Here is a 24,595-nt window from a genome sequence, read left to right as displayed (position 1 = left end):
CGATGACGAAGGCTGAACTCATCGAAAAAATCGCACGCAATCGTGATCTGCCGCCGGACATCACGAAGAAGTGCGTGCAGCAAATCCTCGAGATCGCCTTCGGGGAGCTCTCCGCGTACTTCGTCAAGGCGCGGGTGACCCGGGCTCAGAGCCCGCGCTTCACGTTCCCCGGCTTCGGCACCTTCACCAAGAAGAAGCGCTCGGCTCGCAAGGGCGTCAACCCGCGGACGCTCGAGCCGATGACGATCGACGCGGCGTTCACGATCGACTTCCGCCCGGGCGTCGAGCTGCGCGCCAGCCTCAACGTCCCGGCCGGCAAAGCCCCCACGGCCCGCAAGCGGCGCGTTTCTCCGGCGCAGCTCGAGCTGCAGCCGCCCAGCGTCGACCCGGCCGAGCTCGACGAGCTCGACGAGGACGAGGTCGCCGAGGAGGCGGACGAGGCCGACGAGGCGCTGATCCTCCGCCGCCGCTTCACCGCGCGCGAGGACCTCGAGGAGGACGACGCGGACGACGAGTTCGACGAGGTCTCGCTCGCGGTGCTGCGCCGCCAGGAGCCGGCCGACCCGAAGCTCGAGCTGCCGCCCGCGCCGATGCAGCGCGCCGACGTCCCCGGCCGCCGCGCCCACGCGCGCACCGGCTCACGCTCGTAGCTGTCCGCCCGGACATGTAGAAAGGGCCATGGCCTCACGGTCATGGCCCTTCGAGCATGTCCGAACGGGCATGAAAAAAGGGCCATGACCTCGCGGTCATGGCCCTTGGTTCACTGCGGGACGGGCGAGAAATTCACTGCGGCGCGGCCAGCTTGGCGTCGCTCTTCGGCGGCTCGGTGGTCTTCGGCGCGGCGGTCAGGCCGACGGGGCTGGCCTTGCCCTTCGGCTTGCTGGGGCTGCTGGAGATGGTGCCGGGGCCGGTCTTGGGCTTGCCGTCGCCGGCGCTGATCGTGCCGACGCCGGGCTTCGGGGCCTCGCCCTCGCGCGTGGTCACGAGCGAGGCGCTCTTCGGCTCGGTCGGCTGGCTGCCCGGCGCAGCGAGGCGGCCGGAGGTGGCGACGGTCGGGGTGCCGCCGGCTCGTGGGGGCGTCGTCTCTTCGGCGCGCGGCGGCTGGGTGTTCTCGGTGGCGCGGGTCGGAGCGGGAGCCGGCGTGGCCGCGGGCTCGGGCGTCTCCGCGGGCTCGGGCGTGGCGGCAGGCTGAGCCGCGGGAGTCGGAGCTGAGGTGCTCGACGAATCGACCGCGGCCTGACGCGCCGGCTTGCCCTTGCCCTTGCCCTTCTGGGACCCGTTGGAGGTCCCCTGCGTGCCCGAGCCGCGAGACGACGAATACGAGAAGGAGCAGGCGGGCAGGGAGAAGGCGAGGGCCATGAAGACCGGAAGCAGCTTGCGCATAAAACCTCGGCGTCCAGGACGCGCGACTTAGTGTCTTATTCAGGAGCGCCCGGGCCAAGGGGTAGCGTCGCGCCGGGCGGCATCGCCCTCCGGCAGCGAGCTCACGACGACGGAGATCGACGCGTGCGAGGGCCGATACCGCCCGCTGCGCGCGACCTGCCCGATCTGCGGGCCTGGCAGCGTCTCCGCGGCCGTCCGCGACGAGAGGGCCGATATCACCCGTCGTTTGTGAGGCTGCGAGGCGGCTTTACAGACCGGTGGGGGTCTCCGTTAGCGTGGAGACCGGGGGCGCCGCCCAGGCGCCGGGAGGGTGGGGAGCAGCGATGACACGCCAGAAGATCGACGACCAGCGCAAGCAGCAGATCCGGGCTGCAGCGACCCGGTGCTTCGTGCGCCGCGGCTACTCCTCGACGCGGCTCCTGGACATCGCCCGCGACGCCGGTCTCAGCAAGGGCGGCGTTTATTTCCACTACAAGGCCAAGGAGTCGCTGTTCCACGACATCCTCGACGCGCAGCTGCTGGCCTTGCAGGAGCGCTGGGCGGCGGACGTGCCGCCGGACCTGCCGGCCGACCGGGCGCTGGCGCAGGTGGCCGCGAACCACCTCCGCCTGTTCGTGGACCACGGCGACGAGGCCAAGCTCTGCAACCTGCTGGTGACGATGTCGGGCCAGATCCAGGAGTACCGCGAGAAGCTCGAGCGGACCTTCGCCGAGATGCGGACTGCCTATGCGGAGATCGTCCGCCGCGGGGTCGAGCAGGGCGTGCTGAGCGGCGATCCGCAGGTGGTGGCTCGCGGCATCATCGCCGTGATCTACGGGCTCGCGGCCCAGGCCTCGGTCGACCCGCAGGGCCGGATCCCGCTGACGGTCGAGCAGGCCGTCGAGCAGATCATGCGACTCGCGGGCTCGAAGGCGTGAAGTCGTCGTCGTCGTCGGCGACCGGCCGAGTGAAGCGGACGCCGCCGAGGCCGATCCAGCCCTCGTCGGCGCCGACCGGTCGGCCGGCCGCGTAGGCGACGAGCTCGGCTCCGTAGCCGACGGGGAACAGGCGCGCCGCGGTCAGCAGGGCCGCGGTGCCGCTCGGCGGATCGAGGCCCGGGACGTCCTTGCAGCAGCGGCCGAGCTGGTCGGGCCGGCCGTCGGCGAGGGCGGCGAGGACGGCCCGGTCGCGGGCCATCAGCGCCGCGACGCGGTCCTTCGTCAGCGCGGGCCGGCCGTACGCCGGACCCTCGTGCCCGAGCTCGGCGGTCACCCACCACAGCACGCGCCTGTCCTCGAGGACATGTTCCATGGTGGCGAGGAAGGCCTCGACCGGGCCGCCCTCGTCGAGCTCGATCGCAGCCGGGCCGCACAGCACCGGGAGTACCGGAGGACATGCCCCATCGTACAGGTGCTGAAGGACAGCCGCGGCGAGCTCGAGACTCATGGCCTCGCGGTGGCGGATCTCCTCGCGGCGGATCCACGGCAGCCGGCGGTCGAGCGCCCGCACCAGCGCCGGATCCGACTGCAGCTCGCCGCGCGGGGTGGCGTAGCGCTTGTCGGTGACGACGAACGGCTGCAGGCCCGGGTGGTAGTCGGTGCCGAGGACGACCACGAGGTCGATGTCGCGGGCGCGCGGGAGCCCGCGCAGGACCTCGTCGCCCAGGCTGGCGGCGGCGCGCGTGGCCGCGTCGGTCGGGGCGCCCGGGGCGGGCAGCGGCTGGTGCGGCAGCAGCACGCCGAGCGCGGCGCCGGCGTCGGTGAACCTGGTCGAAGGGTCAGGTATGCTGGCGGCCAGCAGCTCGGCGAGCGCGGCCGGGTCGTCGGGGTAGAGCAGGCCGGCCCAGCGCGGGCGGCGGACCGGGCTGGCCAGGAACTCGCGGTGGATGGCCTCCCAGCGGGCGCGGAAGGCCGCGTCGTCGAGGTAGCCGGCGGCCTCGAGGTCGCGCACCAGCGCCTCGAGGTCGGCGAGCTCGATCTCGAGGATCCCGCGCATCGCCAGCGACTGGCGGATCTGCGGGACAGTGCGCTGGCCGTCGAGCGCGTCGAGCACGACCGAGGCCTCCTGCGGGAAGGCGACCTGTTCGCTGAGACCGGTCGGGTCGCGCAGGACGAGCAGGGCCTCGTCGCCGCGCTGGAGGTTGAGGCGCTCGACCTTGCGGAGCCTGGGCTTGTCGCGGCCGGTGCTCATCGTCCGTTGCCCGCGCAGGGTTCGTCGAGGTCGGGGAACAGGCCGCGGAGGGCCCGCTGGGCGCTTTGGGCCAGCTCCTGGCGCTTGCCCGCGGCGCACAGGGCCTGGCGCACGTCGTCGGTGCCCGGGCCCTCGAGCCGCTGCAGCGCGCGCACGAGGCGGAGCGCGACTGCGAGGTCGTCGGTGCTGCGCAGCACCGCGGCGACGACGTCGGCGCCGCCGGGGCCGTGGCGGTCGACGAGCTGGCGCGCGGCCTCGGCCCGGCGGTCGACGTTCTGCGCGACGTCGACGACCACGGCTTGCAGGGCCGCGAACGCGTCCGGTCCGCCGCAGCGGCCGAGCGCGGCCAGGACCTCGCGCGCGACCGTGGGGTCGGCCTCGAAGGTGTCGCCGCTGGTAGCAGTGCCGTCGCGCAGGCGGCGGAGGATCGGGGTGGAGCAGGGGCCGTCGACCCGCGCGAGCGCGGCGGCGCGGACCTCGGGCCAGGCGTGGCGCTGGCTGGAGTCGAGCCAGGCGCCGCTGTCGGGCAGCGCGGCGACTGCGAAGGCCGCGGTGGCCACGCGCGGGGCGTCGGCGCCGATGAGCTGCAGGCGCTCGACGAGCGCGGCGGCGCGGGTGGCATCGACGCCGGCGAGGGCGAGGCTGCCGAGGATCTCGCTGCGCAAAGCGACGCGCTTGTCGGCCGGGAGGTGCTGCTCGACGAGGCGGGCGAGCACGTCCTGCGCGGCGGGGTCGCTGCGGCGAGCGACGAGCACGCGGATGGCGGCGACGCGGGCGGCGAACTCGCTGGCTGCGTCCTCGGCGAGGGCGGCTGCGCGGCTGGTGAACGCGGCGTCGCTGGTGTCGCCGAGCGCGGCGCGCAGGAGCACGAGGCCGGGCAGGCGCGCCGGCTCGCGGGCGTCGAGCGCGGCGTCGACGACCTTGATCAGCTGCGCGCGCTCGCTGGCGGAGCTGTGGGCGCGACGGGCGATCGCCTGGCGCAGCGCGGCGCGCAGCGTCGGCGCGCCGAGGCCGACCAGCGCGATCAACTCGGGCAGCTTGTCGGCCGGGGTGACTGCGACGAGGTCGGCGATCAGGAGGCCGCGCAGCTCCTCGGTGAACGACTTCTCGGCGATGAGCCCCGTCAGCGCGGGCGCGGCCGCGGGGCCCTGCGCGCGCAAGACCTCGCGCCACGGCTCGGCCGCGGGCAGCTCGATGCCCTGCTCCTGCGACTGCTTGACCGCGGCGGCGACGTCGCGGCGCATGGCGTCGGCGAACAGCGGGATGTCCTCGGGGCGGGCGATGCCGCCGAGCAGGGCGAGCAGGCGGCGCTGCTCGGCGGTGGTCGGCGCCGGCGTGGCGGCCATGCGCGCGGTGACGAGCGGCGCGGCCACGGCGGGGTGCTGCTCGAGGCGGGCGCGGGCCTGCAGGTAGTCCTTGCCGCGGCCGGTCAGGACCAGCTCGATGTCCGCGGCGGCCTGCTCTTGGCCGTAGGGCGGCGGAGCGGCGACCGGCTCGGGGACGGGGGCCGCGGCGGGCTTGGCCTTGCCGCCGCGGGCCGGGGCGAGGGCGGCGAGCAAGACTGGCCCATCGGACATGCCCGAACGGACCTGGCCCACAGGACCTGCGCTCGGGGACATGCTCGATGCGCCAGGTACCGGGCCGGCGAGCGCGAGCCAGGCGAGGAGCGGGACGGCGGACAGGGGGGTCGCCACGGGGGACAAGACTGCCACGCCTCGGCGCTCACTGCAGCACGATCGTCTCGATTTGCCGGCGCGACAGGACGTACGAGAGGAGCAGCGCGCGCTTGTCCGTGGCTTGAGTCACGTCGAGCAGGCGCAGGAACTCGGCGCTGTCGGAGTCCGACGCGGCCTGGTTGGCGAGCATCCGCTGGATCACCCCGACCAGCGCGCCGGCCTTGAGCGGGGTGTCGGTCGGCATGCGGAGGAAGAAGCCGAAGTACTCGTGGGCGACGCCGGCCATCTGCAGGCCCTCGGGGCGCGGCAAGAGCATCTGCAGCAGACCGCGGCGGCCCTTCGACATGTTGCCGAAGCCGAGCTCCTGCACCGCGGCCTCGGTGGCGACGGCGAAGAAGCCGGCGTCGACCGGCGTGCCGACGACGAGGCGGTCGACCTCGCGAGGCAGCGTGCGCTTGCCGCGGGCGAAGTTGGCGGCGATCTCCGTCATCACCGCGGGCGGGGCGACGACCAACTCGCCGGTGTCGAGCACGCGCAGCAGGACCTCCTGGCCCTGGTAACGCAGCGGGGTGAGCGCCCAAGTGTCGTCCCCGCGGGCGACGAGTCGTCCGGCGCTGGTGGCGGCGGCGAGCTTGGCGGCGAGATCGGGGATCTCGAGGATCGCGGCGGAGCGGCGGAAGTCGCCGTGCGCGAGGGCGAACGCGCCGCGGGTCCAGGCCGCCGCGGTGTCGTCGCCGAGGGCGCGAGCGACCTGGCAGGTCGCGTCGGCGAACACCGGCTCGGGCCGACGCGGGCGGCCCTCGGCCTCGGCCTGCGCGCGCCGCTTCTTGTACGCCTCGGTCCGCTTCTTCTCCTCGGCGACGACGTCCGACATGGCCTTTTGGACAGTCACACCTGTCTCTCTGGACTTGCGCTGGGCCTTACGGAAGATCCGCAGGTCGTCGAGCTGGGCCCGCACATGCGGGTCGCAGGTCATGACGTACTCGGCGATCTCGTCGAGCTGCTGGGCCAGCGGCGAGGCCATGAGCCGCTGGATGTGGGCGTGGAAGACGACGTCGAAGTCCTTGGGCAGGAACCGCGCGGTGTAGGGCAGGTGTCCGCGGCGGGTGTCGGTCTTGCCGGCGTCCCAGAAGCGGCGCAGCGCGGCCTTGAGGTCCTCGGGGCGGTCCTCCTTCTCGTACAGCTTGACCAGGCGGAGCAGGCCGTCGGTGACGAGCTCGCGGCGATCGGTGCGTTCGTCGAGCAGTTCTTCGAAGTGCTCGATCGCGCAGTCGCGGCGCTCGATCTCCTCCATGCAGTGGACGCCCTTGCGGTGCAGGCGCTCGGCGCTCGACTCGCCGCCGCGGGCGGGCGCGGGCGCCAGGGCGAGCAGGGCGAGGGAGGCGGCGGCGACGAGCGTGCGGGGGGACACTGCGGCGAGCATGGACCTTCGCCGCGGTGGGGGCCACTTGTGCGCGGCGGCGCGGGTGTGTCAAAACCCGCGCGTCTCTATGGGTCCAGACAGCTACGACTACGTGTTGCCGCCCGAGCAGATCGCCCAGACGCCGGCAGCGCGGCGCGGTGACGCCCGGCTGCTGGTGCAGCGTGATGCGGGGTCGCCGGTCCACGCCCACGCGCGTGAGCTGCCGCGTTTCCTCGATCCGCGGGCGCTCGTGGTCGTGAACGACTCGCGGGTGGTGCCGGCGCGGCTGCGGGTGCTGCACGGGACGCGCGAGCTGGAGCTGCTGGTGTGCGACCCGCGGCCGGGGCTCGAGCCCGGGCAGACGTTCCGCGCGTGGGTCCGCGGGGCCAAGCGGCTGCGGCCCGGCGACGTCGTGACCTGCGGCGAGTGGTCCGCTCGCTACGTCGAGCCCGACGTGATCGATCCGCGGGCGCGCGTGTTCGCGGTCGAGGCCGGCGAGTGGATGGGCGCGCTGCAGAGCCGCGGCGAGGTCCCGCTGCCGCCGTACATCCGGCGGCCCGAGGGGCCCACCGCCGACGACGCGAGCCGCTATCAGACGATCTACGCCGCGCAGCCGGGCTCGGTCGCCGCGCCGACGGCCGGGCTGCACTGGGAGCCCGAGGTGCTGGCGCAGCTCGACGTCGTGCGCGTCACCCTGCACGTCGGGCCGGGCACGTTCTTGCCGCTCGAGGCCGAGGACGTGCGCGAGCACAAGGTCGGCGCCGAGCGCATCGAGGTCGACGCGGCGGCGGCCGGCCGGATCGCCGCGGCCAAGGCGGAGGGGCGTCCGGTCGTGGCGATCGGGACCACGGCCACGCGCGCGCTCGAGGCGGTGGCGCGCGTCGGCGGCGGGACCGTGGTGCCGTTCTCCGGCGCCACCGACCTGGTGATCGCGCCGGGCTTCGAGTTCCGGGTGGTCGACGCGATCGTCACCAACTTCCACCTGCCGCGCAGCTCGCTGCTGATGCTGGTCTGCTGCCTCGGCGGGCGCGAGCGGGTGCTGGCGGCCTACGCCGAGGCGGTGGCCGCGGGCTACCGCTTCTACTCCTACGGCGACTGCATGCTGCTCACGCGCATGGACGCGCCGCGGTGAGGCCTGGTCGAAGGGGCATGCCCTGGAGCACATGTCCTCAGGGGCATGCCCGCCAGGACATGTTTTCGCGGACATCACGGCTTCGGCTCGAAGGTCACCGACCAGGCCTCGCTGCTGGTGCCGCAGCGGTCCTCGAGGCGCAGCGCCGCCTGGTGCGGGCCGCCGCGGACGATGAGGCCGAAGTCGAGCGCCAGCCACACGCCCTGGGCGGCGGTGCGGCACGGCAGGTCGGCGGGGAGGGTGCCGCCGCCGCCGCCGCCCTCGATCTCGTCGAGCGCGGAGCTCCAGTAGAAGCCGCAGGCCAGCGCGCAGCCCGGATGATCGAACGGCAGGAGGAGCGCGACCCGGGAGCCGATGTGGATGGCGGAAGGGTCGGTGAACTCGCCGTCGACGAACCACTTCAGCTTGCCCAGGGTCGGCGCGCCGCCGCAGGGATCGAGGGCCTCGCACCCCTCGGCGAACGGATCGGGTTGCCAGCGCTCGAGGCCGTCGACGCCGCTGGCCTCGCTGGGCCGCTGCTCGACGACGTAGACGCTTATCGGGAGCTCCTCGGGCGCGCCGGTCGAGGGGTCCGGGGGCTCGGTGCTGCTCGACGTGTCGGTGATGGTCGTGGTGCTCGCCGTGTTCGTCGCAGAGGTCGTGGTCGGAGCGCTCGAGGTGCTGGTCGCGCCGTCGCTGCTCGCGGTGGAGGTGGTGGTCGCGTCGCCCTCGGTGTCGGCGGGCGGCTTCGGGGCGCAGGCGAACAGGGCGAGCGAGACGCAGACGGATCGGCGCGGCATGAGGCGATGATAGCGAGGCGCCCGTCGGGTCCTCGCGCCGCGATCGGACGTCGCGCTCAGCGACTCGGGGCTCGGCGGCAGTGTCGAAGAGGCGCGCACCGGCAGGCCGGCGATTTGACGTTCGAGGCGTGACGCGAGCTCGAGCGTGGCGACGACCTCCACGCCCGGCGACGGCGCGAGCGCTCAGCCGAGGGCGAGGACGGCCAGGCCGAGGACGACCAGGTAGGGCACGAAGGGCAGGACGCCGACGCGGACCAGCAGGACCAGCAGGACGCGCAGGGTGGCGACGCCGACGACGAAGCTGACGAGGAAGCCGACGATGAAGGCCAGCGGATCGGCGGCGGGCAGGCCGTGCTTCATCAGGCCGATGGCCTCCTTGAGCGAGGCGCCGAGGATGGCGGGGATCGCCAGCAGGAAGGAGAAGCGGGCGGCGGGCAGGCGGCCGAGGCCGAGGGCCATGGCCGCGGCGATGGTCGAGCCGCTGCGCGAGATGCCGGGCAGGATGGCGACGAGCTGGGCGAGGCCGATCAGCAGCGCCTGCAGCGGCCGCGGCACCTCCTGCGGCCGCTGCTGCCGCCGCGTGCGCCACTCGGCGAAGCCGAGCATGGCCGCGGTGACGAGGAAGCAGACGCCGATCGCCTTGGGGTAGTGCTCGGTGGCGATGACGAGGCCCTCGACCGGGGGCGCCAGGGCGGCCGCCAGCGGCAAGGTGCCGATCACGAGCGCGAGGAACAGGGCGCGCGCGTCGGTGGCCGAGCTGCCCGAGGCGGCACGGCCGTGGCTGTCCGCAGGGACATGTCCGGCCGGGTCGGTCACGCCCCGCGCGACGGAGCTGTCCGCAGGGACATGTCCTGCCGGGTCGGTCGCCTCGCGCGCGGCGGGCAGCGGGCTGTCCGCGACCGCGCGGAAGCTGTCCACAGGGACAGATTCGGCGTGGTCTGTCGTTCCGCGCGCGCTGTTGAAGCTGTCCGAAGGGGCATGTCCGGAAGCACCTGTCGTATCGGGCACGTCCTTTGAAGCATGTCCCGGACGCAGCACGCCGCGGGCGATCGCCAGCAGGTCGTCGCGGTAGTGGATCAGGACGGCCAGCAAGGTGCCGGCGTGGACGACGATGTTGAAGGAGTGGCCGCCCGCGCCGGCTTCGAGGCCGGCGACGCGCTCGGCCAGGGCGAGGTGGCCGGACGAGGAGATCGGCAGGAACTCGGCGACGCCCTGGAGGGCGCCGAGGAGGGCGGCGAGGCCGAGGCTGAGGTCGGGGGCGGACATGGCGATCAGGCGGCGATCGGGGCGGTTACGTCGCGGTGCGCCCCGGCATTCCGCTGGGCTCGGGGCGGCTCGCGGAATGCAGGGGACGGGGAGCGCGGGTCACGACGACCGGCTGCAAGTCGCGAGACGCAGAGAGGCGGGGGACGCTGGCCGGCGACGGACTCGCGGTCCGTAGCGCGGCCCACGACGACCCGTTGCGACTCGCGAGATGCAGGAGAGCGCTGGCCGGCGCCGGGCTCGCGACACACTGCGCGCGTCACGACTCGTCGTCGCCCGGGAACGTGGGGGACCGCTCGATCATGCCGCGCTCCCACAGGTGATTCTCGATCGCCTGCATCAAGGGGAAGGTGCTGCGACGGTCGAGCGCGGTGATGAAGAAGCTGTCGGGGCCGGCCTCGGCGCGGCGCACCGCCAGCTCCTCGGCGTCGAGGAGGTCGCACTTGTTGAAGACGAGCAGGCGCGGGACCTTGCCGGCGCCGAGGTCGCCGAGGATCGCCTCGACGGCGCTGCGCTGCTGGTCGCGATCGGGGTCGCTGGCGTCGACGACGAGCAGCAGCAGGTCGGCGTCGGCGACCTCCTCGAGGGTGGCGCTGAACGCCTGCAGCAGCGCGGGCGGGAGGTCGCGGATGAAGCCGACGGTGTCGAGCAGGACGACCTCGCGGTCCTCGGGGAAGCGGATCCGCCGGACCGTGGGGTCGAGGGTGGCGAACAGCTTGTTCTCGGCCAGGACCTCGCTCTGGGTCACGGTGTTGAGCAGGCTCGACTTGCCGGCGTTGGTGTAGCCGACGATCGCTACCACCGGGACGTTGGTGCTGCGGCGGAGGGCGCGGCGCTGGTCGCGACGCTGGCGCAGCTCGTCGAGGCGGCGGGTGAGGGCGTTGATGCGCTCCTTGGCGCGGCGGCGATCGATCTCGAGCTTGGTCTCGCCAGGGCCGCGCCCGCCGATGCCGCCGGCCAGCCGCGACATCGCGGTGCCCTTGCCGACCATGCGCGGCAGCATGTAGCGCAGCTGGGCCAGCTCGACCTGCAGCTTGCCGTCGGCGCTGCGGGCGTGCTGGGCGAAGATGTCGAGGATCAGCGTGGTGCGGTCGATGACCTTGAGCTCGGTCTCCTCGGCGATCGCGTGCGCCTGCGAGGGGGTGAGGTCGGGGTCGCAGATCAGCAGCTCGCAGTCCTGCTCGAGCGCGCGGACGATGACCTCGCGCAGCTTGCCCTGGCCGAAGAAGGTGCGCGGGTCGGGCTGCGGGCGCCGCTGGGTCACGAGGTCCATCAGCTGGATGCCGGCGGTGCGGCACAGCTCGCGCAGCTCGGCGATCCGCGCCGGGACCTCGGAGCCGCCGCCGTGGACCACCAGCGCGGTGGCCTTGGTGCCGCGCGCCTCGGCCCGCGCGTCGGTGGTGGCGGCGACCAGCCGGGCCTCGAGCTCGCGGATGAAGCCGGTGAAGTCGATCGGGAGGTCGGGCGCGCCGGGCGGCGGCGGGGTCTGCTCGTCCGGTCGCGTCGACAGGTCGGGGCTGAGCGTCGAGACAGGGACGCGCGGCCAGGTGCGGATCGTGAACACCTCGGCGGCGCGGGGCGGGGCCGGGGTGAGGCTGGCGAGGTCGAGTTGGATGCCGGCGGGGCCGCGGTGGACGGCGGCGACGAGGTCGAGGCGCAGCTTGGCGAGGTCGGCCAGCTCCTCGCGCGTGAGCGGGTCGGGCACCAGGTGGGTGACGATCAGGCGGATGCCGCGGAGGCGGCCGAGCGCGCCGCGGACGCGGGCGAACTCCGGCAGGCTGAGGCTGTGCGCGTCGCCGAGGATGACCGCCTCGACCTGACCGCGGCGGTCGATGAAGAGGCCGAGCTGGCGCCCGAGCTGGTGCGAGAGGTCGAGCAGGTCGCGGGCGAGCGCGGCCGAGACGACGCGATCGGCGGGCACGCGACGCTCGCCGAGGCGCTGCAGCGCGCGCGACTGGCTGCTCTTGAGGTTGGCGGTGTCTCCGTGGAGGCGGTCGGCGCTCACGCGGGCGTTCCTTGAAGATGGCCTTCAGGACAGGTCATGTCTGGTCGTCGTCCTCGAGCAGCTTGAGGCCGACGGCGAGGGCCTGCTGGGCGCGCTGGGCGGCGTCGCGGCGGCGGGCGAGCAGGGTCTCGGCGCGGTCGAGCTGAGCGCCGAGCTCGTCGACCTGGTGCTCGAGGCCGGCGATCCGACGGTTGTTGTCGGCGGCGGCGTCGTCGGCTTGGGCGCGGCTCTCGGCCAGCGCCGCCTGCAGCGAGCCGAGCTCGCCGCGCGTGGTCTCCTCGGCCTGCGCGAGCGTCTGTTGCAGCTGCTGGATCTCCCGCCGCGCCGCCTCCTCGGTGGCGGCCAGCGTCTGCGTCAGCTGGCTGACCTGCAGGCGGGCGTTCTCCTCGGTCTCCATCAGCGCCTGCGACATGCGCTCGCGCTCCTGCTGGCTCTGCTCGCGCAGGCTGTTGAGTTGGTTCTGCAGCTGCGCGACGGCGGCGCGGTGGTCCTCCTCGCGCTCGTCGAGCTCGGCGTGGTGCTGGCGCGCGAGCGACTCGAGGGAGGCGACCCGCTCGGTCTCGGCGTCGGCGAGGGCGCGCTCCATCTCCTGGCGGTGGTTCTCGAGCTGCGACTCGAGGCCGGCGACGCTCTTGCGCGCGCTCTCGAAGCCGTCGACGAGGCTGGAGACCTGGCCGTTCGACTCGACGAGCTGGCTGGTGAGGCGGTCGCGCTCGTTCTCGAGATCGGCGAGCATGCCGGTCTGCATCTCCAGGCGCTGCTGGGCCTCGGCGAGGGCGATGGCGGCCTTGTCGCGGTCCTGGGCGGTCTGGGCGCGGAAGGCCGCGAACTCGGTCTCGGTCTCCTTGAGCTTCTTCTGCGTGACCTCGAGGCGGGTCTTGACGCCCTCCTCGCGCTTGAGCGCGGTCTGCTTGTCGCGCACCGCGGCCTCGATGTTCTCGCGCGACGACAGGATCTGCTCCTGGGCGGCGAGGACCTGGTTCTCGAGCTCGCCGATCTGGGCCTGCAGCTCGCGCTGGAGCTTCTTGGCGTCGACGATGTTGCGCTCGCGCGACGCGAGCTCGTCCTTGAGCGTCAGGATCTCGCGGCTGCGCGCGTTGAGCTGGCTCTTCAGCTGCAACACCTCGCGCTGGGCCTTGAAGCCGCCGACGGCCATGGAGGCGTCGGACATCTCGCCGTCGGGCGGCGGCACAGCGCCCGAGCCCTCGCGCGGGATGGCCGACGAGGGCTCGTCCTGGAGCGCGCTGAAGCCGTCCTGGAACTCCTGCTCGAAGGCGTGGCGGTTGTCGCCGGCGCGCGGGGGCGCGTCGCGCAGCTCGACCTCGAGGCGCTCTTTCGACCGACCGGCGCGGGCCGGCTTGGCCGGCTGGGGCGCGCCGGCCCCCGCCCCGGGGGCGTTGTCGGGCTTGGCCTCGCCGATCGGCAGGACGGGGCGGATGGCGGCGACCAGGCGCGACTCGTCGAGCGGCAGGCGCAGGTAGTCGTCGGCGTGGGTCTTGAGGTTGCGGTGCTGCTCGAACACGTCGTCGCTGACGTTCGAGGAGTACATGATGAGCGGGATGCGCTTGGTGTCCTCGTGCCGCCGCAGGCGGTTGCACACCGAGAAGCCGGAGGTCAGCGGCAGCTCGGCGCGCAAAAAGATGATGTCCGGCGCCGCCTGACGCGCGACGTTGACAGCCTCGGGCCCGTTCTCGGTGATGGTGAACTCGAAGCCGTAGGGGGCCAGGATGTTCTTCAGGGTTGCCGGGGTCTTGCCGTCCGCGTCGATGATCAGCGCTGAGTGCACGTGGGCCAAAATATCCGGCCTTGCTCGCTTCCACCAGGGGCGACGGGCCGGTCGCTGGCTGCCCGCATAACGACGTTCTACGGGGGCTCGCAGGAGTCCGCGCGGAGGCTCTCCGCGGCCTCGTCGCGCGGTCACCGCGAGCGCCGCCGCGCCGTGTTCACGCGCTCGCGGGCAGGCAAGCGGCTACGGCGGCCAGGACGCGGGCGGAGTCGAAGGGCACGTGCAAGTAGGCGCTGGCGCGGGTCCGCAGCTTGCTGTGACCATCGAACACTTCGGGCGCCACGTCGCTGGCGTAGAGAATCAGGGGGATCGCCCGCGCGTCGTCGTCGCGTCGCAGGCGGTTGCACACCGCGAAGCCGGAGGTGCCCGGCAGCTCGACGCGCAGCAGCACCAGCGCCGGCGGCTTGGCCCGCACGCGCGCGAGGGCCCGGTCCGGATCGGCGAGCACGGCCGCCGGCAACGAGCGGGCGGCGAGGATCGTCGCCAGTCGGATCGCCAGCCGCGGGTCGGCCTCGATGATGAGCGCGGACGACACCGCGCCGCACGGTAGCACGCGAGCGGCGCCGCCGACGAGGCTCGCGCGCGGCGCCGCGGACGCTCGCTCGCAGGCCGCAGGCGCCGCCGCGCGTGGGGGCTGCAGGCCGGCGCGCTCAGCCGCGCGAGGCCAGCAGGACCAGCGCGCCGCCGTGGTCGAGATCGACCTCGACCTGCATGCCGGCGCGGATCTGGCCGCGCAGGATGGCGTCGGCGAGCAGCGCCTCGACGCTGCGCGTAAGGACATGTCGCAAGGGACGTGCCCCAAGAGACATGTCCTTTCCGCACAGGCCGACGACGTGGCGGGTGGCGGCCTCGGTGAGGCGGTAGCGGATGCCGCGCTCGCGCAGCAGGCGGTCGGAGGAGGCGCGGACCAGGCGGGCGCAGATCCGGGCGAGCTGGCCCTCGCCGAGCGGGTGGAGCACCAGCGGGGCCTCGATGCGGTTCCACAGCTCGACCGGGAAGGCGGCGCGGGCGGCCTCGAGCACGCGCGCCTCGTCGAGCCGGGCGTCGCCGGTGGCGTCGAGGCAGGTGGCGCCGAGGTTCGAGGTCATGATGATCGCGGCGTGGCGGAAGTCGATCGTGCGCCCGCGGCCGTCGGTCAGCCGGCCCTCGTCGAACACCTGCAGCAGGAGCTGGTGGACGTCGCGGTGGGCCTTCTCGATCTCGTCGAGCAGGACGACGCAGTGCGGCTGCTTGAGCAGCGGGTCGGTCAGCGCGCCGCCCTGCTCGTGGCCGACGTAGCCGGGCGGGGCGCCGACGATCCGCGCGACCGCGTGGGCCTCGGCGTACTCGCTCATGTCGAGGCGGACGAACGCGTCGGGGCGGTCGAACAGGGCCCCGCACAGGGCCTTGGCGATCTCGGTCTTGCCGACGCCGCTGGGGCCGAGCAGCAGGACGGTGGCGATCGGCCGCTGCGAGCCGAAGCCGGCGCGGTTCCTGCGGATCAGCTGGGCGATGGCCGACAGCGCGTGCTCGTGGCCGACGACCTTGCGCGCGAGCTCGGCCTCGAGCTCGAGCATGTCCTGGTGGCCCTGGCCCTCGAGGCGCTCGCGCGGGACGCCGCTGCGCTCGCAGACGATGTCGATCCAGGTGTCGCGCTGGACGGCGCCGCGGCCCTCGCGGGCGGTGCGGGCGCAGGCGAGGTCGAGCAGGTCGAGGCTGCGCCCGGGCTGGGCGAGGCCGGCGAGGAAGCGGTCGGCCAGGCGCACCAGCTCGGCCAGGCGGCTGCCTGACCCGAGAGACAGGCCGTGCTGGGCCAGCACCGCGGGCGCGGCGGCGGCCACCGCGGCGCGCAGGTCGTCGCCCTCGAGCGGCTGGAGCGTGACGAGGTCGAGCGCGGCGGTGAGGCCGGGCGCCCAGGCGCCGAGGCGGGCCTGGCCGTCGGGCGAGGCGACTGCGACGATCGGCGGCTGTCCCGAAGACCAGGCCTTGGCGAGGGCGCCGAGCAGCGCCGGCGGGCCGTCGCCGCCGAGGCGGTCGAGGTCGTCGAGGATGGCGACGCCGCCCTGCTTGGCGACCGCGGCGAGGTCGGCGCGCAGGCCGTCCTCGTCCTCGTAGCGGGTCGCGGACAGGTAGAAGACGGGCTGGTGCAGCAGGCCGGCGAGGTGCTTGGCGACCAGAGTGCGGCCGCTGCCGGCCGGACCGACGAGCAGCGGCGGGCGCGGCGAGCGGCGCAGGACGGCGTCGGCCAGGCGCGCCAGCTCGCCCTCGCGGCCGTGCAGCGGCGGCAGGGCGGCCGGGTCGATGGGGACGAGGCGGTTGCTGCGGACCTCGGGCTGCGGGGCCGGGGCCGGGCGCGGCTCGGGCTCGACCGCGGCGGCGACCTGCGGGTTCGCACCTGTCCGCGGGGACAGGGCCGCGGCGCGGCCGGGCCGGGGCTCGGGGCGGGTCAGCAGGCGCGGCTGCTCGCGGGTCGGCCGGCGGACGCCGCGGTTCTCGGGCTGGTCTTCGGGCCAGGTGTGGGCGCGAGCGGGCTGGTCTTCGGGCCAGGTGCGGGCGTCACGGACGCGGGCGTCGTCGCCGGCGGGGCGGGTGGCGTCGAGGCGCTGCCGGGCGGGATGGTCTTCGGGCCAGGTGCGGACGTCGGTCGGACGGGCCGGCTCGAGGCGGGCCCGCGGCTGCTGGTCTTCGGACCAGGTGCGCGCGCCGCCGCGGGTCGGACGCGCGGCGCCGTCGGCCCAGCCCGGGGCGTCGGCACGAGCGGGAGCGGGGCGGGCGGACAGGTCGGCGGCGCGGCCGTCGGCGAGCGAGCGCCGCAGCGGGCGCTCGCCGGCCCGCGCGGTGGACATGCGCTGGACGACGGGGCGGCGCGGGCTGGATGTCTCGGAAGACATGGCTGATAGGACATGTCGCGAAGGACCTGTCCCGTTGAGCGCGGCGGCCTCGAGCGCGCGCAGGCGGTCGATCAAGAGCTTGCGCAGGGCGCCGCAGGCGGCGCCGGCCCGCTCGAGCAGCTGGTAGGCGTGCGAGTCGGCGGAGCGGACGAGGGCGAGGAGTAGATCGAGGTCAGGGTCGGCCGCGCGGCCGCCGCGCTGGGTGATCCGCAGGCGCCAGTCGGCCGGCTCGGTCTCGACCTCGGCGTGCAGCTCGTCGACGATGGCGCGCAGACGGGCGACGTCGAGCCCGTGCGCGGCCAGGACGCCCTGGACGGACTCGGCGGCGCACAGCGAGATCAGGAGCTCGCACGAGCAGCCGGCCCGCGGCCCGGCAGGCGAGGTTCGGCGCGAGCCGCTGCGCACGCCAGGCTCCGGGGGTCCGATCATGGAGCGACGCTACTCGCCGCGCGGCGGACCGCCAAAAAACCGGCAGACGAGCGACTTGCGGGGGCTGGGCGTTGTTCGCTACAAGGCCCGGGCGCCATGCCCAGGTTTCAGATCCTCGTCTGCGACGGCCCGAGCTGCGGCATCACCCACGAGAGCGACCGCCTGGTGACGCTGCTCAAGGCGGGGATCGCGGCCGACCCCGGCCTCAAGACCCGCTGCTACGTGGCGGCCTACAACTGTTTCGGCCGCTGCAGCGAGGGGCCCAACATGTTCGTGCGGCCGCTGGCCCCCGACGAGAAGGGCGAAGTCGAGCCGCGTGAGGTGAGCGGGCTCGGCTTTTACCCGGGGGTGACCGAGGAGATGGCGGCGACGATCCTCGAGCGCCACGCGGGCGAGGGCACGCCGGTCGCCGAGTGGGTCGAGGAGTACTGAGGCGGCGCCGCGAGCGGCGCGAGCTCGAGGTGAGCCGCGAGGAGGCCCGGCGCGGGACAGGCCCTCGCGGCGGTGAGGCGTGAGCGGAGTTCCGGGGGGTGCCTTGAAAGACATGTCCTTCGCGCCATGGCGAAATGGACATGTCCTTCGAGGCATAGCGAAGTCAGCGGGCTGGCTGGACGCTGACCCGCGCGAGGGCGGAGCGGCGATCAGCCGACGCTCTCGATCACTGGCGACCAGAACAGGCACTCGTCGCCCGGCTGCTCGCCGCGGGCGTACTTGCCGAGCCTGCAGTGATCGCCGCGCAGGACGTCGATGGTGCGCACCAGGACGTCCATCGGCACGTCGCCCTCGGCGGTGATCGTGACGGTCGACTCGGCCGGGAACAGGTGCTTGAGATCGCGGGCGGCGGCGGCGAGGCCGGCGTAGTCGTAGTCGCCGCTGCTCAGCGGGATCGTGCCGGGGCCGGCGTCAGCGCCGCCGGAGCGGGTGCGGAAGCCGTCGCGGCCGATCGTGACCTTGAAGCCGAGCTCGGGCTGGGTCGGGTTCTTCGGCTGCGAGTCGACAGTGCTGACGGTGCGGGGGACGGCGACCGAGATCTGGGCCATGCTCGCGAACTCCATCGCCAGCAGCAGGGCGGGGATCAGCAAGAACATGACGTTCATGACGGGCAGGAGGTCGGCTTGAACGGTCTCTTCCTCGGGCGGCTTGCGGGTGGGCACGGCGGGATCCTCCACGGACATGCAGCTGTCCAATAGAACATGTCGCGACGGACAGCGCGGCCGCACACCGGCCGCACGCGTCGCTTCGGACAGGCAGACAGCGCGGCTCCGAAGAGGTTCCCGGGGAATATTCACGGGCCGTCGCGCGTGACCGCGATCTTCGGCCGCGGGTCAGGTGAGGCGGGTGATGACGTCGGCGTGGCCGGGGAAGGCGCGGACCAGCGCGTCGCGGTCGGCGAACTCGAGGTCGGCGAACTCGAAGCCCGGCGCGACGGTGCAGCTGACCAGCGCCCACCCGCCCGGTCGCTCGACCTCGGCGCCGAACCACGCGCCCGCGGCGACCCATTGCTGCGGGGCCGCGCCCGCGGCGAGGTCGAGCCCGAGGCGCAGGACGCTGGGAGCGCCGGCGTCGAAGACGTGGACCTGGAGCCCGTCGCCGGCGTGGAAGTGCCACAGCTCGTCGCTGCGGATCCGGTGCAGGCGCGAGCGCTCGCCGTGGCGGAGCAAGTAGTAGATCGCGGTCGAGGCGCTGCGAGCGGCGCCTTCGCGCGTGACCGCGAGCGCGGCGCGATAGGTCTCGCGGTAGTGCCCGCCCTCCGGGTGCGGGACGAGGTGAAGCGCGTCGATCCAGCTCTGAGCGTCGTGCGGCACCGCGCGAGCGTAGCCCAGGCGGGTCGAGCTCGATACCGGGCTCGTCCACGGCAGCCGGCGGCGAGGAGCATGGCTCAGGTCGAGAGCGCGGCGCGGCCGATGCTCGCGCCGCGCTCGAGGGTCTCGGCGCCCGCGAGGATCGCCCCGCGCGCCGCGTCGCCGGCCGTGTAGCCGGACAAAAAGAAGTCCCAGGCCGATGCGTAGAAGGCGGCGTAGCTCGCAGCGAGCGCGGGCTCGCCGAGCGCTTCGAGCCGCTGCACTGCGGTCGAGCGATTGACGCCCCACGCCTCCGCGTAGGGCAGGCCCAGCGCGCTGAGGACCCGCGAGGCGGTCGGCGACACGCGCCACGCGAGGTCGCGCAGGCGCCCCCACAGGAACTTCGCGGGCGTGTCCACGACCTGCCACGGCAACCTCGCGACGTAGTCTTCGTGCTGGAGGAGCGAGGCCGCGTCGACGCGCCGGATGGCCGCGGCGTCGAGGGCGGTCGCCGTGGGGTACGGCGCGCCGAGCAGCACGCGGACGGTGCTCGCCACCGACGGCACGTAGAGGGGCTGGTCCTTGAGCGCGTTCAGGGCGACGAGCTGCGGCCGCGGCACGTGGAGCGGATCGCGTAGGCGCTCGAAGTAGAGGACCTCGGCGCGCGCCTGCAGGTCCAGGGCGCCGCGCAGGCCGCCGATGTGCGCGTCGAGGCGCGCCGGGTCGCGCACGAGGATGTGCAGGTCGACGTCGCTGAGCTCGGGCACGTAGTCGAGCGGGGCGTCCCACGGCTTCACCGCGGAGCCCTTGGCGTACAGGCCGACGATGTCCTCGCGCGGCACGTGCTCGAGGAGCGCGCTCGCGTAGGCGCTCGTCATGCCGTCGACCTCGGCGCGGAGGCGGAGCGGGTCGGGATGCGGAGCGGCCCAGGTCATGCGCGTCATCACGATCGAAATCACATGTCCCGAAGGACATCAAGGCGCGACGCCGGGTACGCCCGGGCGGGTGGGGCCCATGCGGCGGGCCGCGAGGATCTGCTCGCGCGTGCCGACGACGGCGAGGACGTCGTTGTGATCCAGCGGCGCGTTGGGATCGATCGCCAGCGGGGCCTCGCCGCGCAGCCACTCGACCACTGTGGCGCCGGTCTGCGAGCGCAGCGCCAGGTCGGCGAGCGTGCGGCCGGCCCAGCGGCGACCGACGATGATGTGGTCCAGGATCATGCCCTTGCCGAGGCCGACCTCGTGGCCGTGGACCGCGCCGCCGGTCGTGTGCATGTGCACCGCCTCTTCTTGCTGGCCGAGCACCTTGTCGCTGTAGTGGGCGAGCAGGTCGCCGCGGCGGAGCACGCCGACCAGGCGCCGCTCGTGATCGACCACCGGCAGGACCTCGGCGGAAGAGCGCGCGGACGCCAGCATCGCCCCGGCGAGGGTGTCGGTCGGGTAGAGCAGCGCGAGCTGGACGTCCGTCATCAGGTCGCGCGCGGCCGCGTCGGCCGGGATATCACCGTGCAGGACCCGCTTGGCCAGCAGGTCGGCGTCGATCCACCCGACCACCGCGCCGGTGTCGTCGACCACGAACGGCGAGCGACCCTCGTCGAGGGCGACGCGCCGGACCTCGGCAGCGCCTGTCCCTTCGGACAGGGTGCGCGGCGGCGCCAGCATGAGGTCGGCGACGTGGCCGCGCTTCATGACCTCGACCTCGGCCTCGTGGCCGAGCACCACGCCCTGCTGGTGGAGGATCTCCTGGAACAGGCTGCGCGGGGAGATCCGCCGGGCGACGAACACCGCGAGGATGCAGCCGAGCATCAGCGGGAGGATGAGCTGGTAGTCCCGGGTGAGCTCGAAGATCATCACGATCGGCGTCAGCGGGGCCTGCATGGTGGCGGCGAAGATCGCCCCCATGCCGACGAGCGCGTAGGCGGCGGTCGACTCGGCGCCCGGGCCGAGCGCGAAGTGGGCGACCGCGCCGACGACGGTGCCGAGGCAGGCGCCGACGTACAGCGAGGGCGTGAACACGCCGCCGAAGCCGCCGCTGCCGACGGTCAGGGCGGTGGCGACGAGCTTGAGGCCGAGCAGCGCCAGCGCGAGCTGCCAGCCGAGGTGGCCCTGCAGCGCCTCGTTGATGGTCGGGAGACCGCCGCCGAGGATGTCGTTGGAGACGACGGCGGCGAGCAGGCCGACCCCGAAAGCGCCGATCGCCGGCTTGAGCAGGACAGGGGCCTTCAGGTTCTGGAACCACTTGGTGGTGCCGATCACCGCGCGGCCCATCAGCGTGCCGAGCACGCCGGCCAGCGCGGCGAGGGCGATGAACAGGCCCATCTCGGCGAGCATGGCGTCGCCGTGCTGGACTGTCGCAAAGGTCAGGTGCTCGCCCCGGATGGCGTGCGAGGTGAAGGTGCCCGCCACCGCGGCGACGATCAGCGGCACGAACACCGACATGGTGCCGATGTTGCCGCCGATGGCGCCGCCGAACACGATCTCGACGGTGAACACGACGCCCGCGAGCGGGGCGTTGAAGGCCGCCGCGAGGCCGCCGGCGCACCCGGCCCCGACCATCGCCAGGTGCCAGCGCATGCGCAGGCCGAAGAAGCGGGCGAGGACGCTGCCGACGGCCGCGCCGATGGCGACGCTCGGGCCCTCGTGCCCGCACGAGCCGCCGCTGCCGATCGTGATGCCGGTGCCGACGCCGGCGATGACCGCCTGGCGCCCGCGGATCGTGCCCTGCTTGCGGGCGATGGCCTCGATCACGGCGGGGATGCCCATCACCAGCGGCTGCTGGATGACCCGCCGCAGCACGAAGTGCAGGCCGCCCGCCGCGAGGCCGCCGAGCACCGGGACGCCGATGACCGCGGCCCAGCGGACGAGCGCGCTGCTCTCCTCGGGCCGCGGGAACAGGCGGAAGGCGTACTCCATCCACGCGAGGAGGGCGCCGGCCGCGACGCCGCTGGTGGTGCCGACCACCGCGGCCATGACGATGAGGAAGACGTGGTCGTCGCGGACGACCCGCGCGAGCTGCTGACCCATGAGCAGGCCGAAGCGCGCCCACAAGCGCATCAGCACGGTGCCGTGCGGCAAGGCGTCGAAGAAGCCGGTGGCCTCGGCGCTGGCGATCCGGTGCGCGCCGGTCGGGCGCGTCACGGTCGGATTGCCGGAGGCCGCGGCGGGGTCGGGGGGCGAACCTCGCGCGGGCGCTGGGGGCTCCGTCTCGGGCACGGGGATCCGACCATATCAAGAACACCGCGGGGAGCGCGAGCCGGAACGAGGCTGTCCTAAAGGACAGGAGCGAGGTGGGTCTGGTCTCGAGGACAGGTCGAGACCGCGCGGCCGAAGGGGCGCCGGGGGCCGAGCGACGCGTCGTAGGGTCTCGCAGGCCATGAGGACGTGGCTTGGCAAGGAGCCGCTTAACACCTGCAGGGAGTACCCCTGCGTGGGCCGAACGCTCGGCAGGATCTCGCAAGACCGTGGCGCAGCGCCGGCGTGGAAGTTGTCACGAACGGTCGCAGCGCAGCGGGCTCAGGCGCCGCGGCGCGGGCTCCTCGTGACGCCCGCTCGCAGTGGCGTTGCGGGCTCGTGCGAGCAGCAGAGCCCAGACGCCCGCGGGCACGTCCATCGTCTCGAGAGTCGCGTGCGCGTCGACGGCTGCGACTGCACGCAATCATCGACCTCCGCGACGATCGCCGCGACCTCGGTCGCAGCGATCGTCGCGTCGGGCTCACGTCAGTTCTTGATCGCCTGCGTGTGCGAGCGCAGCGCCTCGGGCAGGCCGGGGACGATGTCGGCGCCGACCGGGACGGTGATGCTCGAGCCGGTCAGGTCCTTGCCGATCGGCTCGACGCGGCCGCCGAGGCAGGTGCCGAGGAAGCCCTCGGCCGCGGCGGTGTAGGCCTTGCTGTTCTCCGAGCGGGCGAAGCCGTGGCCCTCGTCGGGGAACAGCACGTAGGTGACGGGGATGTTCTTGGCCTTCATGGCCTCGACGATCTGGTCGCTCTCGGTCTGCTTGACGCGCGGGTCGTTGGCGCCCTGGGCGATGAGCAGCGGCTTCTTGATCTTGTCGACGTGGGTGATCGGCGAGCGGTCGAGCAGCTTCTGCTTGCCCTCCTCGGTGCGCGAGTCGCCGACGCGGTGGTACCACTGCTGCATGAAGCTGGCCCAGTAGGCCGGGAAGGTGTTGAAGAGGGTCAACAGGTTGGACGGACCGACGACGTCGACGCCGCACTTGAAGGTGTCGGGCGTGAAGGTCAGGCCGACCAGAGCGGCGTAGCCGCCGTAGCTGCCGCCCATGATCGCGACCTGGTCGGCGGTGGTGATGCCCTGCTTCACGGCCCAGTTCACGGCGTCGACCAGGTCCTCGTGCATCTTGCCGGCCCACTCGAAGTTGGACTTGTTGACGAAGTCCTTGCCGAAGCCGGTCGAGCCGCGATAGTTGACCTGCAGCACCGCGTAGCCGCGGTTGGCCAGCCACTGCGGCGTGGACGAGTAGCCGTAGGTGTCGCGCGCCCACGGGCCGCCGTGGACGTGCAGGACCAGCGGCGCGGGGGTGTTCGGCTTGCCGTCCTGCTCCGGGTCGGTCTGGTGCGGCAGGGTCAGGTAGCTGACGAGCGTCAGGCCGTCGCGCGACGGAATCTCCTGCGGCCACTGCTTGACCAGCGGCTTGCCGTCGAGCGCGGGGCGGGCCGAGAACAGCCGCGTGAGCTCGCCGCTGCCGCGCGCGTAGCGGTAGTACACCGCCGGCGCCTCGGCGGCCGAGTAGGCGACGATCCAGGTCTGATCGTCGAGCGTGCCCGAGCTGATGCCGATGACGCCGGGGCCGATCGCCTTGAGCTTCTCGAGGTCGCGGCTGACGCTGTCGTCGAGCGCCTTCCACTCCTCGCGCAGGTAGTTGGTGGCGACCGCCCGCACCACGCCGGTGCGCGGGTCGGACAGGGCGCCGCTGATGTCGGCCCGCGGATCTTCGAGCAGCAGCTTCTTGTCGCCGCTGGCGAGGTCGACGGCGAACAGGGCGACGGTGTTGCGGTCGCGAGAGTCTCGCAGGTACAGGGTCTTGCCGTCGGTGGTGATGCTGCCGAAGTGGGTGCTCAGCGCGTCGTCGAACGGGACCTGCTCGAACGGCTTCCACCCGCCCTTGCCGTCGGGCGAGAGGACGTCGATGCCGCCGTCCTCGCGCGAGCGGGTGGCCAGGCGCACCTTCAGCTCGGGGTCGGTGATGTAGCCGGAGAGCTTCTCATCGTTGCGCTCGACCTCGGTCCGCTTGCCGGTAGCGAGATCGACGCGGTAGAGGTCGTGCCACTGTTGATCGCGGTCGTTCATGCCGACGAGGACGACGTCGGGGTGGAGATGGCTGACGCCGTTGACGCCGGCGCGCGTCTTCGGATAGGGGGTGAGGTCGCGGCTCTCGCCGGTGTTGAGGTCGAGCGAATTGAGGTGGAAGTCCTCGTCGCCGCCGGTGTCGCGCAGGTAGAGCAGGGTGTCGGGGCGGTAGGACCAGAAGTACTGGGTGATGCCGCGCGCCTTGTCGGTGGTGACCGCGCGACCCTTGCTCACGTCATCCGCCGGCGCGACGTGGATGTTGAGCACGCCGTCGACCGGCGCGACCCAGCTGAGGTGCTTGCCGTCGGGGCTGATCTGCACGTTCACGCGCTCGGGGTTGCCGAACAGGAGCTCGCGCGGGATGAGCTCGGGCTCCGGCGCGGCGGGGGTGGCGAGCGGCGGCGAGGTGGTGGGCTTGGCCGCCGGCGGAGCGGGCTTCCCGGGGTCGGCCGGCGTCGGCGAACTACAGGCGGGAGCGACGGCCAGGCCGAGGGACAGGAGCAGGAATCGACGCATTCGGGTCCTCCAGGACGGTTGTTCGGGCGACGCTTTGGAATCCGCGGAGCGCGGATTGGATTCATGCGCTGGGTGAAATCTGCAGGAAGGGGCGGGCG

Annotated in this window: 19 protein-coding genes; 4 read left to right on the top strand and 15 right to left on the bottom strand. The window is 73.4% G+C overall.

The window, feature by feature from the left end:
* Window positions 1-2 precede the first annotated feature (2 nt).
* Window positions 3-650 carry an HU family DNA-binding protein gene (locus OV090_RS32425; RefSeq protein WP_267708540.1) on the top strand — a complete coding sequence of 216 codons (648 nt, stop codon included), beginning with the start codon at window positions 3-5 and terminating at the stop codon, window positions 648-650.
* Window positions 651-783: 133 nt separating this feature from the next.
* On the opposite strand, the gene OV090_RS32420 is transcribed toward OV090_RS32425, so the two are convergent.
* A complete protein-coding gene (locus tag OV090_RS32420; RefSeq protein WP_267708539.1) occupies window positions 784-1,383 on the bottom strand; it encodes a hypothetical protein in 600 nt (199 codons plus the stop codon).
* 323 nt (window positions 1,384-1,706) lie between these two features.
* Between OV090_RS32420 and OV090_RS32415 the strand changes: the two genes are divergently transcribed.
* On the top strand, window positions 1,707-2,300 hold the full coding sequence (locus tag OV090_RS32415) for a TetR/AcrR family transcriptional regulator (protein WP_267708538.1): 594 nt from the start codon (window positions 1,707-1,709) through the stop codon (window positions 2,298-2,300).
* On the opposite strand, the gene amrB is transcribed toward OV090_RS32415, so the two are convergent.
* From amrB to OV090_RS32400, 3 genes are all read right to left on the bottom strand, one after another.
* Window positions 2,272-3,552, bottom strand: a complete 1,281-nt coding sequence (gene amrB / locus OV090_RS32410; protein ID WP_267708537.1) for an AmmeMemoRadiSam system protein B — start codon at window positions 3,550-3,552, stop codon at window positions 2,272-2,274. The genes OV090_RS32415 and amrB overlap by 29 nt on opposite strands.
* Complete coding sequence (locus OV090_RS32405; RefSeq protein ID WP_267708536.1) at window positions 3,549-5,129, bottom strand: hypothetical protein; 1,581 nt, start codon at window positions 5,127-5,129, stop codon at window positions 3,549-3,551. Before OV090_RS32405 ends, amrB begins: the two co-directional genes overlap by 4 nt.
* 145 nt (window positions 5,130-5,274) lie before the next feature.
* The gene (locus tag OV090_RS32400) at window positions 5,275-6,639 is read right to left on the bottom strand and encodes a hypothetical protein (protein ID WP_267708535.1); all 1,365 of its coding nucleotides are present in this window, start codon (window positions 6,637-6,639) and stop codon (window positions 5,275-5,277) included.
* A 79-nt stretch (window positions 6,640-6,718) separates the two neighbouring features.
* On the opposite strand from OV090_RS32400, the gene queA reads away from it, so the two are divergent.
* Window positions 6,719-7,762: a tRNA preQ1(34) S-adenosylmethionine ribosyltransferase-isomerase QueA gene (queA, locus tag OV090_RS32395; RefSeq protein ID WP_267708534.1), complete on the top strand. Its 1,044-nt coding sequence runs from the start codon at window positions 6,719-6,721 to the stop codon at window positions 7,760-7,762.
* A 74-nt stretch (window positions 7,763-7,836) separates the two neighbouring features.
* Here queA and OV090_RS32390 read toward each other — a convergent pair whose 3' ends face one another.
* The 6 genes from OV090_RS32390 to OV090_RS32365 form a co-directional block, all read right to left on the bottom strand.
* Window positions 7,837-8,541, bottom strand: coding sequence for a hypothetical protein (locus tag OV090_RS32390; RefSeq protein WP_267708533.1), 705 nt, complete (start codon window positions 8,539-8,541; stop codon window positions 7,837-7,839).
* Between the two features lie 183 nt (window positions 8,542-8,724).
* On the bottom strand, window positions 8,725-9,807 hold the full coding sequence (locus tag OV090_RS32385; RefSeq protein ID WP_267708532.1) for an undecaprenyl-diphosphate phosphatase: 1,083 nt from the start codon (window positions 9,805-9,807) through the stop codon (window positions 8,725-8,727).
* A gap of 256 nt (window positions 9,808-10,063) precedes the next feature.
* A complete protein-coding gene (gene hflX / locus OV090_RS51085; protein WP_267708531.1) occupies window positions 10,064-11,809 on the bottom strand; it encodes a GTPase HflX in 1,746 nt (581 codons plus the stop codon).
* A 34-nt stretch (window positions 11,810-11,843) separates the two neighbouring features.
* Entirely contained in the window at window positions 11,844-13,595 is a 1,752-nt protein-coding gene (locus OV090_RS32375; RefSeq protein WP_267708530.1) for a response regulator, read from the bottom strand.
* A 157-nt stretch (window positions 13,596-13,752) separates the two neighbouring features.
* On the bottom strand, window positions 13,753-14,130 hold the full coding sequence (locus tag OV090_RS32370) for a response regulator (protein WP_267708529.1): 378 nt from the start codon (window positions 14,128-14,130) through the stop codon (window positions 13,753-13,755).
* A gap of 115 nt (window positions 14,131-14,245) precedes the next feature.
* A complete protein-coding gene (locus tag OV090_RS32365; RefSeq protein ID WP_267708528.1) occupies window positions 14,246-16,894 on the bottom strand; it encodes an AAA family ATPase in 2,649 nt (882 codons plus the stop codon).
* A 96-nt stretch (window positions 16,895-16,990) separates the two neighbouring features.
* On the opposite strand from OV090_RS32365, the gene OV090_RS32360 reads away from it, so the two are divergent.
* Window positions 16,991-17,326 (top strand): (2Fe-2S) ferredoxin domain-containing protein, encoded by a 336-nt coding sequence (locus OV090_RS32360; protein WP_267708527.1) that lies wholly within the window; start codon window positions 16,991-16,993, stop codon window positions 17,324-17,326.
* 209 nt (window positions 17,327-17,535) lie between these two features.
* Here OV090_RS32360 and OV090_RS32355 read toward each other — a convergent pair whose 3' ends face one another.
* The 5 genes from OV090_RS32355 to OV090_RS32335 all read right to left on the bottom strand — a co-directional run bounded on the left by OV090_RS32355 (window position 17,536) and on the right by OV090_RS32335 (window position 24,497).
* Entirely contained in the window at window positions 17,536-18,048 is a 513-nt protein-coding gene (locus OV090_RS32355; RefSeq protein WP_267708526.1) for a biopolymer transporter ExbD, read from the bottom strand.
* A 171-nt stretch (window positions 18,049-18,219) separates the two neighbouring features.
* Entirely contained in the window at window positions 18,220-18,699 is a 480-nt protein-coding gene (locus OV090_RS32350) for a cupin domain-containing protein (RefSeq protein WP_267708525.1), read from the bottom strand.
* Window positions 18,700-18,773: 74 nt separating this feature from the next.
* The gene (locus OV090_RS32345; protein ID WP_267708524.1) at window positions 18,774-19,610 is read right to left on the bottom strand and encodes a hypothetical protein; all 837 of its coding nucleotides are present in this window, start codon (window positions 19,608-19,610) and stop codon (window positions 18,774-18,776) included.
* Window positions 19,611-19,649: 39 nt separating this feature from the next.
* Window positions 19,650-21,812, bottom strand: a complete 2,163-nt coding sequence (locus OV090_RS32340; protein WP_267708523.1) for a chloride channel protein — start codon at window positions 21,810-21,812, stop codon at window positions 19,650-19,652.
* Window positions 21,813-22,391: 579 nt separating this feature from the next.
* Window positions 22,392-24,497, bottom strand: coding sequence for an alpha/beta fold hydrolase (locus OV090_RS32335; protein WP_267708522.1), 2,106 nt, complete (start codon window positions 24,495-24,497; stop codon window positions 22,392-22,394).
* Between the last annotated feature and the right edge of the window lie 98 nt (window positions 24,498-24,595).

The organism is Nannocystis sp. RBIL2 (assembly GCF_026626745.1).
Taxonomy (GTDB): Bacteria; Myxococcota_A; Polyangia; order Nannocystales; family Nannocystaceae; genus Nannocystis.
Note: the sequence above shows the minus strand (reverse complement) of the source record. Positions and strands in the feature narration are given on the sequence as shown.